13 protein-coding genes, 2 tRNA genes and 2 pseudogenes are annotated in these 12,626 nt (G+C 33.8%); 9 read left to right on the top strand and 8 right to left on the bottom strand.

Annotated features, from left to right (window positions below):
* Window positions 1–289 precede the first annotated feature (289 nt).
* Genes DFR85_RS26150 through DFR85_RS26140 form a run of 3 tightly spaced genes read right to left on the bottom strand, consistent with a single transcriptional unit; the run spans window position 290 to window position 1,927 of the window.
* Complete coding sequence (locus DFR85_RS26150; RefSeq protein ID WP_168367189.1) at window positions 290–1,501, bottom strand: MFS transporter; 1,212 nt, start codon at window positions 1,499–1,501, stop codon at window positions 290–292.
* A 23-nt stretch (window positions 1,502–1,524) separates the two neighbouring features.
* Window positions 1,525–1,722, bottom strand: a complete 198-nt coding sequence (locus DFR85_RS26145; RefSeq protein ID WP_168367188.1) for a hypothetical protein — start codon at window positions 1,720–1,722, stop codon at window positions 1,525–1,527.
* Between the two features lie 34 nt (window positions 1,723–1,756).
* Window positions 1,757–1,927 carry a YybH family protein gene (locus DFR85_RS26140; RefSeq protein WP_168367187.1) on the bottom strand — a complete coding sequence of 57 codons (171 nt, stop codon included), beginning with the start codon at window positions 1,925–1,927 and terminating at the stop codon, window positions 1,757–1,759.
* A 362-nt stretch (window positions 1,928–2,289) separates the two neighbouring features.
* Here DFR85_RS26140 and DFR85_RS26135 point away from each other — a divergent pair, with 362 nt between their 5' ends.
* Together DFR85_RS26135 and DFR85_RS26130 are read left to right on the top strand one after the other, a co-directional pair.
* Window positions 2,290–2,889 carry an IS607 family transposase gene (locus DFR85_RS26135; RefSeq protein ID WP_110270810.1) on the top strand — a complete coding sequence of 200 codons (600 nt, stop codon included), beginning with the start codon at window positions 2,290–2,292 and terminating at the stop codon, window positions 2,887–2,889.
* A complete protein-coding gene (locus tag DFR85_RS26130) occupies window positions 2,861–4,186 on the top strand; it encodes an IS200/IS605 family accessory protein TnpB-related protein (protein WP_110270809.1) in 1,326 nt (441 codons plus the stop codon). Before DFR85_RS26135 ends, DFR85_RS26130 begins: the two co-directional genes overlap by 29 nt.
* Before the next feature lie 32 nt (window positions 4,187–4,218).
* On the opposite strand, the pseudogene DFR85_RS32335 reads toward DFR85_RS26130, so the two are convergent.
* A pseudogene (locus tag DFR85_RS32335) lies at window positions 4,219–4,443 on the bottom strand (conjugal transfer protein); the annotation flags it as partial.
* Between the two features lie 471 nt (window positions 4,444–4,914).
* Here DFR85_RS32335 and DFR85_RS26120 point away from each other — a divergent pair.
* The 3 genes and pseudogenes from DFR85_RS26120 (at window position 4,915) to DFR85_RS26110 (ending at window position 6,867) form a co-directional block, all read left to right on the top strand.
* Entirely contained in the window at window positions 4,915–5,205 is a 291-nt protein-coding gene (locus DFR85_RS26120; RefSeq protein WP_110270808.1) for a hypothetical protein, read from the top strand.
* Window positions 5,206–6,274: 1,069 nt separating this feature from the next.
* Window positions 6,275–6,442: a hypothetical protein gene (locus DFR85_RS26115; protein ID WP_012713836.1), complete on the top strand. Its 168-nt coding sequence runs from the start codon at window positions 6,275–6,277 to the stop codon at window positions 6,440–6,442.
* Between the two features lies 1 nt (window position 6,443).
* Window positions 6,444–6,867, top strand: a pseudogene (locus DFR85_RS26110) (conjugal transfer protein).
* A gap of 293 nt (window positions 6,868–7,160) precedes the next feature.
* Here the strand turns inward: DFR85_RS26110 and DFR85_RS32330 are convergent.
* The 3 genes from DFR85_RS32330 to DFR85_RS26095 all read right to left on the bottom strand — a co-directional run bounded on the left by DFR85_RS32330 (window position 7,161) and on the right by DFR85_RS26095 (window position 8,235).
* Window positions 7,161–7,259 carry a hypothetical protein gene (locus tag DFR85_RS32330; RefSeq protein WP_110271864.1) on the bottom strand — a complete coding sequence of 33 codons (99 nt, stop codon included), beginning with the start codon at window positions 7,257–7,259 and terminating at the stop codon, window positions 7,161–7,163.
* A gap of 168 nt (window positions 7,260–7,427) precedes the next feature.
* Window positions 7,428–7,516: transfer RNA gene (locus DFR85_RS26100), tRNA-Met, on the bottom strand.
* Between the two features lie 41 nt (window positions 7,517–7,557).
* Window positions 7,558–8,235 carry a hypothetical protein gene (locus DFR85_RS26095; protein WP_162582757.1) on the bottom strand — a complete coding sequence of 226 codons (678 nt, stop codon included), beginning with the start codon at window positions 8,233–8,235 and terminating at the stop codon, window positions 7,558–7,560.
* A 136-nt stretch (window positions 8,236–8,371) separates the two neighbouring features.
* Here DFR85_RS26095 and DFR85_RS26090 point away from each other — a divergent pair.
* The 4 genes from DFR85_RS26090 to DFR85_RS26075 all read left to right on the top strand — a co-directional run bounded on the left by DFR85_RS26090 (window position 8,372) and on the right by DFR85_RS26075 (window position 11,334).
* Window positions 8,372–8,444 (top strand) — tRNA-Gln (locus DFR85_RS26090).
* A 236-nt stretch (window positions 8,445–8,680) separates the two neighbouring features.
* Window positions 8,681–9,907: a phosphoglycerate kinase gene (locus DFR85_RS26085; RefSeq protein ID WP_110270806.1), complete on the top strand. Its 1,227-nt coding sequence runs from the start codon at window positions 8,681–8,683 to the stop codon at window positions 9,905–9,907.
* Window positions 9,908–10,927, top strand: coding sequence for a phosphorylating glyceraldehyde-3-phosphate dehydrogenase (locus DFR85_RS26080; protein ID WP_110270805.1), 1,020 nt, complete (start codon window positions 9,908–9,910; stop codon window positions 10,925–10,927). It abuts the gene before it with no gap.
* Window positions 10,924–11,334, top strand: coding sequence for a universal stress protein (locus tag DFR85_RS26075; protein WP_110270804.1), 411 nt, complete (start codon window positions 10,924–10,926; stop codon window positions 11,332–11,334). The genes DFR85_RS26080 and DFR85_RS26075 overlap by 4 nt, the downstream gene beginning before the upstream one ends.
* On the opposite strand, the gene glyA is transcribed toward DFR85_RS26075, so the two are convergent.
* Window positions 11,327–12,622 (bottom strand): serine hydroxymethyltransferase, encoded by a 1,296-nt coding sequence (gene glyA / locus DFR85_RS26070; RefSeq protein ID WP_281351033.1) that lies wholly within the window; start codon window positions 12,620–12,622, stop codon window positions 11,327–11,329. The genes DFR85_RS26075 and glyA overlap by 8 nt on opposite strands.
* Window positions 12,623–12,626: the final 4 nt, after the last annotated feature.

Below are 12,626 nucleotides of genomic sequence, written 5' to 3'. Positions count from 1 at the left end.
ACTTTTTCCTTAGTTAAATTTGTTTATAAAGTAAAATTTTATTACCAACATAAACCAGCTTTCTGGCATAAAGGTTGGCATAGTTTATCTGGTATCAATATCTCCTTATTCTCTATTCTTTTAGTGTTTACCGTGGCGGAGTTAAAAGTAAGGATAAGTTACGCCACGGGTAAACACATATTTTAAAGTAGATATCCTTTTTGTGGGGCAAAGATGATCTCTCAGTCTAATGATTACCGCCCTTAAAATATCTACAATACAAATATAATTTATACTAATAAAGTTTTTACTAGGTGTTTGCTTGGGAAAAGATAACAATACCTAAGATAAGAAGTGACGCTAAGTTTAGAAGGACTGTAATCTCGACGTAAGGAGTCAAGAACGTTCTGAAATATGAGGCAATAATTAACCCTATAGTATTACTTACAACTCCTTGAACGCTTCTTATTCCAGAGGCTACTATTCTATCCTTATTCCTAACTGAAGACATTGTATAAGCAGTGTTTGAAGTAGTAGCAATTCCAGAGGAGGCACCCAGTAAAAATTCTCCCAAAATGACGTTGAAGAAAAGAGACAAGGAGGATAAGGCCATTGAGGCAAAACCGAAAGACGCAACCCTTAACTTATACTTATCGTGAAGCTTACCAGCGTAAAATGAGACAAATGTAAAGGAAAGAGGGTAAAGGAGAACTAAAGAGCCAATGATTAGAGCAGGTAAATGTAAGGAGTATAAATAAAATACAAAGAAAGCGGCTATCATATTCCTTGTAATTGAGTGTAAAAAGCCCGAAAGACTAGTTAAATAAAATACTTTACCTAACTTTATTTTCCACAAAGTCATAACTAGACCTACTAAGGATAGTAATAAGAACAGTGGGTAATATAGTCCTAAGATTATACCGTCGAATATTAGCGAAGTATAAATTATATTAATCCCTAATCCCGACTTTGCATGTACCTCGTTAAGGGATAGTATTAAGAACAGTGAGATAAAGGAAAGAACCGATGTTATCGCGAATAAGTATTTCCAATTAATTTCAGCAATTATTCCTCCAAGGGGTAAGCCAAAAACGTAACCCAGGCTAACTATAGTGTGATTTAACCCTATCATTTTCCCTCTCTCTTTATCCGAGCCTATAAGACTGGCGTAAGACAAAGACGTTAGAAGAACCATTGAAGCCCCAATACCCTGAAAAATCCTAAGAATGAGTATAAGTAAAAAAGAGTTAGAAAAAATTATGAGAAAGGACGATAAAGCCATTATCATTGTCCCTAATATTATGACCATTTTTACTCCAACTTTTTCGGCTAAAAGTGAAAATGGAATGGAAAGTAAGACCTCAGTGACGATATAAATTGACAATATAGTTGAGGCTTTTATATAAGTTATTGAAAAATCTTTAGCTATTAATGGAATGACCATCAATATCATTGTAGCTTCAACTGAAGAGATAAACGAAGGTAATGAAGAGAAAAGGACTGATTTAGATAATTCATTCATCCTTACACTTCACCTCCAAGTTTTTACATATTTGTTCTAAAACCGATAATAGATTGTAATATACTCTCTCCTTTTACCAATTCTTTTTCCTTGTCGATAATTAATATATCTACACCCATTATTTCGAATTTTTTATTTTTAATTTCTAATCCGTATCTCTTGCCATTAAAAGTTGACCTCCCTATCCATTCGCCGAATCCTATGTTGTCATTCCATGCCACATTAATTAATTCGAATTTGTAATCAGGAAATGTCTTAAAAAACTTCTAGGTACTTTTTAAATTGTTCTTTCCCCTTAATTACTCTAGGATGCTCACCTGGGTGTATATAAACTAACTCGTCTGTGTAAAAACTTAACAAATATTCTATGTCGTGTGAATTCCATGCTTCTATGAAATCTTTTTCAAATTTTTGATAATTAAACATATTTCTTTATCATTTTAAGCTTATATAACACAATTTAAAAATCCTGCTGGTAATAATCCATAGAAGATTTAATATGTTCACTATAAATTCACTTTATTTCTACAATGGGATATAGAATAATTTAGTGCACTTTAACGAGTTATGCTAGCAGAGACTAGCAGAATATTATACTAACTACTACTTGACTCTATTGGATTATCCTAGATGAAGCATTTTCATACGTTACTCCTTGCCTAAAAATTTGCTTATCACTCTTCTCTTCTTCATAGCGTAACAATTTATAAACGTTTATATATCCAAAGAAAATTACTAAGTTAAAGACTATAGCACTTTCACGTAACTTTTAAATACTTTTAATTACTGTGGAGAGGTATTTAACACCTAGTGAGGTCGCTGAAATATTCGGCATGAGTAGGAGTGGTGTTATTAAGTGGATTAGGGAGGGAAAAATAAAGGCTGTTGAGATTAACGGTAGGTGGAGAATACCTTACAGCGAAATTGAAAGATTACTGTCTGGCGGTGGAAGGGTTAAACAAGTGGCAATTTATGCTCGAGTTTCATCAAACACACAAAAGGACGACTTGGAGAGGCAGTTGGACGCATTGAGAGAATGGGTTAAGAAAACTTTCGGAGAAGTGAGTGTAATAGAAATTAAGGATATAGGTTCTGGATTGAAAGAGGATAGAGAAGGTTTAAAGAAGTTAATAGAATTAGCCAAGAGGAGGCAAATTGACGCAGTAGTAGTAGCTTACAAGGACAGGCTAACGCGTTTCGGTTTCGAAGTGAAGTTATTCAAAGCATACGGAGCAAACGTAGTCGTAGCTTTCCAAGATGATAAGGATTACATGCAAGAGTTGGTTGAGGACTTTGTTGAAATCGTTAAATCGTTCGCCTCTAGAATTTACGGCCAAGAGTATGAGAAGGTGGTAAAATGTGTTGAAGACCTTAAAAAGGACGGTTAGGGTAGAGAGCGACTTCTTGAACGAGTGGAAATACCGCGTTCTTAGGGAGGTTGAGGAATATCAGAAGAAGATTGTTAATGAAATGATTGAGATAATACTCTCCGAGGCTTTACCAACCACTAGGAAGAAGTTGCATGAAAGATTTTACAATCATTATAAGGAGAAGTACCCCTTCCTACCTTCTAGAGTTATTGAAGGTGCTTATATCGTAGCCGGAAGGATTGTTAAGAGCTTTAGGGAGAGGAGGAAGAAAGGGCTAACGAGGAAGGATAAACCGGAGTACAAGAGAGTTGTAATCACTATTCCTAACATGGTTAATTGGAGGTTTAATAGAATTTCTGTCAGTGTCGTAACTCACAAGGGTTGGGTTGAGATACCCCTCAAGTTCACTAAACAATTTACCCGCTACGTATATGAAGGTTGGAGGGTTTCACAAGAGCTTAAGCTGAGGTTAATAGGTAGGAAAGTCCTAGTTTGGTTGACTTTTGAGAAGGAGGTTGAGGTTGAGTCTAAGGAGGGTAATTATATTTCTATTGACGTTAATGAGAATAACGTCACTTTAGCGGTTTTTGAAGGTTTTAAACTCAAGGAGTTGAGGAGATATGAGACCGGGTTAGGTAGGATTGTCATGAACTATTCCCTGAGGAGGGAGGAGATTACTAAAGGACACTCAACTAAGGACGAACTGGTTAAGAAGAAGTTGAGGAAATTAAGGGAAAAAGAGAGGAAAATTGACGTTTTGAGGAAGACTGTAAAAAGGATAACAGAGCTTGCTAGGGATTTAAAGGCTAAAGTTGTAGTAGGTAAGTTTTCCTCAAGGTCTAAGGAGAAGATGGAGAGTAATAAAAATGATAAGCTTAGGCATAGGATTCACCAGTGGAGTGTTGTTAAATTCGTGGATATGTTGAAAACTCAGCCGATAGAGGTTGCGGAGGTTTCTGAGTCATATACTTCCTCTATTAACCCATTTAACGGTGAGAAGTTGAGGAAGGGTAAGCAAGTAGTTGAGAAGGTTATCAAGGTTTTTAACCCCTACCTGATGACGGGCTCTGCTCACGAGGGTGGGGGTATTAGAGTTTTCAAGGTGAACGCTAGGTATTTGGAGAGTGGTGAAGTTTTGTTGGAGAGGGATTCTATTGCTCCTCTTAACATTGTGAAAAAGGTGGATGGGAGGGTATTGGTGTTTCCCTCGACTAGCCCCAAGGACTTAAGGGTGACTGTGTATGATCCCTTGAGAGGGGTGCCAGTGGCGGAATTAGAAGTAATTAAAAGTAAGGAAAAGTTACGCCACGGGTAAACACTATCAGCCTTAATGTAAACACTATCAGCCTTAATAATTAATCTTATGTTCCTGTCAAAGTATATTATTGTTCTTGAAAAGAAATCATCTCTACCTAAAATTAGGCTGGGATATATACCCTCACCTAAGTTTACGAAATCTAAAGGTGCTACTGGTATCTGTAACGTCCCATTAAGTTCTACGAAGTGAAATTTTATGCTATACCTTTCTTTTGGAGTGAGTATATTAGAAATCATAACTTTATCGACTAAACGGCAAAAGCTGAGGAGGCCATGAAGGAAAAGAATATGAGCTTTGAGACTAAATTGCTTGTTGATAATTTGAGATGTAAGATCGAGACTTACAAGTACCGCTTTAGAGAAAGATAATAAGTGAAATTATTGCGTTTATATAAAAAGGATAACGCAAAAGCAAAGAAGCTAGTTCTGCTAAAATTAGTTTAGTTCTTGCTTAAATGTATTACAGACTTTTTAGTATTAAGAAACTTTATATCCATTATTTATTAAAACTTTTTAGAGTAAACGAGAGTTAAAAAAAAAGCTGATTACACGTAATATATATTGAGGTGATAAACGATAGAGTTTGAAGATCTTACACAGAAATTTGATATTATAGATGATATCGTAAAAAAGAGAAAGCAATATATAGATAGATTAAATAAAGGTAATAAGGTAGAATTTGAAATTAGAGATCATATACAGATAGGAAACTACTCTTTCGCATTTGTGAAAGCTAAGGACGGGAAAGTAGGATACGAGGTCATAATTAAGGAAAAGGATAAGGAGTATCATTTCATTGTCGCAGAAGAAAATAGGGGTCACGTTGTAGTATTAAATATTTTGGAGAATATTAAAAGAGAAGGAGATAAGAAAGTATTTACTGCTGAATCTTATTTATTAAGAGAAAATAAGGTAACTAAAGTAGTATCAGGCAGATATGAAATAAAAGGAAACGCACTTTCAAACGTTTTGACTACTTATGAACCAGAAAAAATAGAGATAAAAAAGGTGAAATAAGATGTGCGTAAAGAATGATCCACCAGATCCAGATGCTTCTTATGTTTGTTTTTATTAGTGTCTCGTATACGACTGTGCTGGTGACAATGACATAGAAGTTTTAGATGGAGTTACATGTACTGATTACTGTATAGGTTTAGCTATTGCATGTAACGTTCAGTAGGATTTACTGATAAATAAGAATTAATATTTTTTATTATATTGTACATTTTTTAAAAGGTGATGCTAAATAGAATCAGCCTTTAGTTATAGAAGGAAAAACTAGCTATTATCTCTAGTCAAAAATTCAGAAACTTTATCGACATAGTATAAATCTTCTTATCTATTTCGCCATTAGCTATTTGTACTATCTATTCCTAAATTTAAGAGTTCTTCTTAAGTATAGCCTATAAATTCCTAATCTTCTAGTAAATTGAAAAACACAATAAAATTTGTATCATATTCTTACTGATAAATATTATTGTTACATTTCTAGAAACTTTAGATGTTCCCAATCATCCTCCTCTCATGATAACATAAAAACTATTTTAATTCATGAAAAAGATTAGGGAGGTGCCGCCGCGGGGATTTGAACCCCGGACAACCGGATGTTTAAGACGTTAAATTAATAGGTTTGATTTAATACCTTTATGTTAAAGGGTTAATTTTCATTCTAATATTATAATTTAGATTAATTATTAGATGAAAGAATCTACATAGTATGAGACGTTAAACCCTTAAATACCTCAATTATTTGTCAGTTCTCCTCATCTCCGTATAAATTCTGTGAACTTCTTACCACAATAACTTATCTATAAACTGAATATTATTTCCTGTTTGATTTTAGAAAATGTTGCTAAAAAAGATTTTTGTCGCATTCAAGCTTTTACATTAAATAATCGTATAGTATACTAACTTTTTCCAGCTAATATTGCTATTATCGTCTCATAACACTTATTTCCATAAGTGAAAGCATATTTTAATCTTTTAAATACTAAAAGGACAAGCACGTCTCTAGTTCAAAAATTTGAAACAATAGAGTGCAGTAGATAAAGTTATAGTTCTACAAGTTTATATTTAATTTGAGAACATGTCTGAGAACATTAAGCTCGTAAGAAAGTATTTGGCGATAGATGAGAATAGAAACATAGTGGCTGAGGGTAATTCGTGGGAGGAAGTCGAGGAAATAATGGAAAAGAAGGGGTATAAAAGGAGTCAGTATGATATTTTAACGGTAGTGAAGCAAGAAAAGAGTTAGTATGGGTAAAGAAATAGAGATCCCTTTTATTAACGCCGAAGGTTACTCAGTACCTTTAATAAAAGTAAGGATGGAGTGCCCTAAGTCTGGGGAAGATGTTTTGATATACGCATTACCAGATAGCGGTAGTAGATTTTCTTTAATAAATTAGGAGAACGTTAAACGAGTGTTTTGATAATCTAGAAGATCATTACTTTGATACCATTATATTAACCAATCTAAATTTACATACAAAAAGGTACAAATTAAAATTTCATTTCGTAGAGCTAAATGAAAATTTTGAAATACCTATTGCAGTAGCCGATTTCGGCATTTATGAAGGAGTTTTTCCAAGCCTTATTTTAGGTAGGGAAGATTTCTTTTCGAGAATGATGATATGCTTCGACAAGAACGCTAAATTGATTATAAAGGCGGATGATTCTTAACTAATACTTCCATAATTTCCTTTATTCTTACGGCTACATATTTCCCATCATCGGTTAAATTAAATTAACCTCCTTCTAGGAAATGTGGTTTCTCTTTCCTCTCTTATTAACTTATATTTCTGAAGTTCTTCCGAAACCCTCAGTGCAGGAGTATTATTGACCTCGGCTAAATCTATTAATTCCCTCTATCCTTACACCAATTGCTTAAGAGGCTGAGCGATTAATTAAATGCGACTCAATTCGGATTGAGGCTAGACCATTTCCGCGTAACCTTAGTCAATCCTTCTCTCCAGCTATCCTAGGGAAGATATTACTCCTGAGAAAAAGAGTAAGGTGTAAAAGTCTTGGGTTAGTATAGTACTTAACAGTGTAAGTAATCCAGTAGAAAACAGAAAATGTGTTAAATTAACGGCGTGAAAAACCCGTTAGGCGTTAAATTTTAGTAAATTCTTACGTCAGATATGTTATCCTACATATGCGTTAAATAAAAATCGAGAGACGTTAAATTCTAGGATTTTTCTCACTTTATACTGACAAAAATTACGTTAAAAGTACGTAGGTGCCGCCGCGGGGATTTGAACCCCGGACAACCGGATATCCCAGAGTGCCGTATGAGTCCGGCGCTCTAACCATGCTGAGCTACGGCGGCAAGACTTCTTTTATCTTTCTAAGCTAAAAATCTTCTGAATATTAACATTGTGCATATGTTGACATAAAGTTATCCCATACTAGAGGAATTAAAGATTTTGATTTAAATCCAAAAATATCTAATTGTATTTCACTCTTGGTTAGTTCACTTTTTTTAATGGAAATTTTCATCTCACCAGCGTCTATAAAATAAGGTATTACATATTTTAGATTATCATACTGCGATATATTTTCGCAGTCAGCTAATATTCTAGCATACTTTCCTTCTTGAACTTCAAATTCAGTTGTACATGAGGTATTCATGGCATTATTTAATATATCCTTAAAGAGATCTTCTGGTGTGTAAGGAATATTAGATGTTTTAATTCCAAGAGGAGGAAGTAAAACCTTAACAGAGGTATGATAATTTTTAATCTTTTTCAGAATTATATCGAAGTAGAGAAATAAATATACATCTCCGCAAATTTTTAATTTACTTATTTTGGTTTCTCCTATTAATGCAAAATTCTCTAATGTTTTGTTTAATCCTTGAATTATGTCCGATTCTCTTAAATTTTGTTTTGAAATTATCATTACTTTATTTGAGATGAAATTTTTTATATTGTTATCTTTATCATATTGTAAAATATAGAAATCAAATTTTTTGCAGCCCAATTTTTTAATTGTTTTTCTTACAGACCAGTCTATAAATGAAATTTCAGGATTTCTAGATACTAACAACCACTCACCTAAGTCGTTCTTGATATAATTACTGTTATTGCTGGAACCTCGCTTAAAGATCTTTGGAAACAAATTATTACCCTCATATAGTTATCTCAATAAAAACTTTAAAACCTTGTAATAACAAATACATCTTAGCCGGGTAGTCTAGCGGCCAAGGATCTAGGGCTCTGGCCCCTGGAACCAGGGTTCGAATCCCTGCCCGGCTACTGATTAATAAGTGTAAAAAGCATTTTAGCGGTGTAAATTATATCTTCTTGCATTTTTATTATATTTAGAGAACTATATATAGTAAACATTATGATTAGAATTATTCTAATTTAATGAAGTATAGACAAAACAGTAATTATAGATGTAACTTTTATCTATCTATTTCTAGATTTTGAGAACAAAATCGCAACAACATTAAAATCTATTAATTAGAAAGTATTTTGGGGGAAAAGTTCTGATCAAGATAAATGATCTATTAATTCCTACTTTAGACGATGTTGATTTTAGTAGTAAAAAGATTCTCGTACGTATAGATATAAATTCACCAGTAGATCCTAAAACTGGTAATTTATTGGATGATTCGAGACTTAAGGCATATAATTCTACAATCAGAGAATTAGTAGAAAAGGGAAATTCTGTAGTTTTGATTTCACATCAGGGAAGACCTGGGGATAATGATTTTATATCGCTTGAGGAGCACGCCAAAATACTTTCCAAATATCTAGATACTGATGTGGAATTTATAGAAGACGTAATGGGGCCATATGCTAGAGAAAAAATACAAAATCTTGAGAAGGGTAGGGTCATGTTATTGGATAATGTTAGGTTTGTTTCAGAAGAGTTAATAGAAGCATCTCCTTCACAACATGCTAAGAGTTATTTAGTTAGAAGACTTTCTCCATTGTTTGATGGTTATGTGAACGATGCTTTTGCGGCTTCTCATAGAAGTCAGGCTAGTTTAGTTGGTTTTCCTGTAGTTTTGAAATCTAGTGCTGGTAGATTAATGGAGAAAGAAGTATCAGCATTAGCTAAGATATTTAATCCAGATGATTATCCTAAGGTCTTTATACTAGGTGGCGGCAAAGTTCTAGATAGTGTTAGAATAATAGAAAATTTAGTTAAAAAAAGATTAGCTGATAGAATACTTACAGGAGGCTTAATTGCTGAACTTTTTGCTGTAGCTAAGGGTCTCGATATAGGTAAGGATAATATTAGGGTTTTGGAAAAACTTGGAATATTATCTCTAGTACCTAGAGCAAGGAAAATACTTCTAATGGGAGGTCCCATAGAGATTCCAGTTGATTTTAGGGTAGAAAAGGAAGGCAAAGTTATAGAAGAGCCTTTAAATAAACTTACCGGCGTTATTAAAGATATAGGAACTACTACTACTGGTATATACTCGTCTTTTATAAAAGATGCTAAAGTAATAGTTATGAGAGGTCCAATGGGTATAATAGAAGATGAAAGATTTAGAGAAGGTAGTAAAACATTGTTAGTTGATGCTTTGGAAAGTTCAGGTTATCTTATAATTGGTGGAGGCCATATGATAAGCATGTTGGGAAATGTAACTGTAGACAGTAATAAAGTTCATATATCAACAGGAGGAGGAGCTTTACTTTTATTTTTAGCTGGAGAAAAACTTCCAGCATTAGAAGTTTTATCTACCTCTGGGGTGAAATAATTGATTAGAGTATCAGTTAACGGATATGGCACAATAGGGAAAAGAGTTGCAGAAGCTATAATGTTGCAACCAGATATGGAATTAGTTGGAGTTTCAAAGACTAGCCCTAATATGGAAGCGTTAGTTGCTCAAAGTAAAGGAATAAAGATATTTTCTCCTGATGAATCTTCAAAAAAATTTGAGGAGTCAGGAATAAAGATATCAGGAAACATAGAGGATATGATCAAATACTCCGATATTATTGTCGATGCTACTCCAAACGGTGTTGGGGCTCAATATAAAACATTATATGAAAAATATGAAAAAAGAGCTATTTTCCAAGGTGGAGAAAAACCTAATGTTGCTGACGTATCCTTTTCAGCATTATGTAATTATGACGAAGCGTTAAATAAGAAATACGTAAGAGTAGTATCTTGCAATACTACAGCTCTTTTAAGGACAATTTGCACACTATCAAAACTAGGAAAGATAGATAAAGTAAGGGCTACTATAGTAAGACGAGCTGCAGATCCTAAAGAATTCAAAAAGGGACCAATAAATGCATTAGTATTAGACCCAGCTACTATTCCTAGTCATCATGCTAAAGACGTTAACAGCGTGCTTAAAGATCTCGATATAATAACTAGTGCAATAATAGCCCCTACAACTCTTATGCATGTTCATTTGCTTAATGTTACTTTTAAGCAACAAATAGATAAGGAAGATATAGTGAGTATATTCTTAAATACTCCTAGAATAGTTATGGTTAGCTCTAGATCTAAGATTTCTTCTACTGCGGAAATTATAGAAGTAGCTAGAGATTTAGGTAAAATGAGAAACGATATTAGGGAGGTAGTAGTATTCGAGGATTCAATATATACTAAAGGTTCTGAGGTATTTCTGACCTATGCAGTTCATCAAGAATCTATAGTAGTGCCAGAAAATATAGATGCTATAAGAGCTATTAATGGTATATCTGCTGATGAATCAATAAAAATAACAAATACATCACAAGGAATTAGTGGGGGATATATAATATGACATATGAGCCTACATATACAGTAAGTTTATGGTTTAGAAAAGTGCTTGTTCCAATTGATGGTTCTGAGAACAGTTTGAGGGCTTTGGATCTTGCAGAAGACTTTAGCATGAGATATGGGTCTAAGATAACAGTAGTATACGTATGCTCACAATGTGACGAGGTTTCACATGTCAAGAAAAAAATAGAGGAAAGAATTGGTCAGAAAATAGAATATGATTTTAAGGTTATTAATATGAGTAAAGAAAGTAGCGTTGCAAACGAAATTTTAAAAACAATTTCAGAAGATACTTTTGATGCCATAATATTAGGCGCTAGAGGAACTTCTGTAAATAGTGACATAAACATCGGATCTACAGCATTATCAGTTACTGCTAATGCACCTATAACTGTTATAACAGTTAGATAAGCATTGGAATGTTTTTATTTGAATAGTTTTTTAGATCTACATTGAATGTATATTTTGGTTCCAAGAATCTGCTTCTAAATTCTATAACCTTCTTTTTGATTTCGTTAGTATCTTTACCTTCTACTGTTTGTTTCATTAAGTCTGCTATTTCTTCCATATCTCCTTCTTTCATTCCGAACCTTGTCATCTCTTGAACACCTATTCTTAATCCGCTTGGATTTGAGACAGCTTCTGGAGGATCATAAGGTAATAAGTTTTTATTTACTATAATATTTACATCTTCAAGCATTTTTGCTACTTTTGCTCCACCACCGAATTTTTTGACATCCACGGCTATTTGATGGCTTCTAGTATAACCTAAATGTTCTGCTATAACTTTGAAACCTCTTTCTGCTAAAGACGACGCTAATGCTTTAGCATTTTTAACTATCTGAGAAGCATATTCGTTCCCAAAATATTTCATTTCTATGGCAGTTACGGCGGTAGCTGGCAATCTATGCAGGTGATGGTTACTTACAAACCACGGAAATATTGTCTTTGATATTTGTTTAAACACCTCTTCATTGTTGGATAATATTGCGCCACCTTGAGGTCCAGGGAAAGTTTTGTGCGTTGATATAGTCATAATATCTGCTCCCTCGTCAAGAGGGTTATCCCATTCTTTACCAGCTATTAGGCCATAAACGTGGGCTGCATCATAAATTAGTTTTGAATTAACAGAATGAACTATTGGGGCTAATTCTTTTGCAGGATGAGGGAATAAAAATAAGCTAGCACCTAAAACTACAAATTTAGGCTTAACTTCTTCTATCATTTTTGATGCCTTTTCTACATCAACGTTCATATTCTCCATATCGTATGGCATTTCTATGTGTTCTATACCCAAAGCTCCTAAAGTTCCAAACCTAGTATGACTTACATGAGCACCTGCTTGAACTTTAGTTATTAAGGCTTTATCTCCAGGGTTAGCTAAAACTCTAAATACTGCAGCATTAGCTATGGTTCCGCTTGTCGGTCTTAGGTCCGAGAGCTTACTTGGGGTTATTTCATTAAGCAGATCCATAGCTAATGTCTCCATTTCATCCACATATTTCGTTCCTTGATAGAATCTTTTGAAAGGTTTTCCTTCAGCATATCTTGACATAAAATCGCTCATATAAACAGATTCAGCTATAGGGCTCATCACGTTTTCTGATGCAATAAGGTTTATTGTCTCCGTCCTTCTCCATTTGTTTTGTTCTTTTGTTAATTCAATTACCTTTTCGAGTTCTTTAGGAATTTCCATCATTAGA

Source organism: Acidianus brierleyi, from assembly GCF_003201835.2.
Lineage (GTDB): Archaea > Thermoproteota > Thermoprotei_A > Sulfolobales > Sulfolobaceae > Aramenus > Aramenus brierleyi.
Note: the sequence above shows the minus strand (reverse complement) of the source record. Positions and strands in the feature narration are given on the sequence as shown.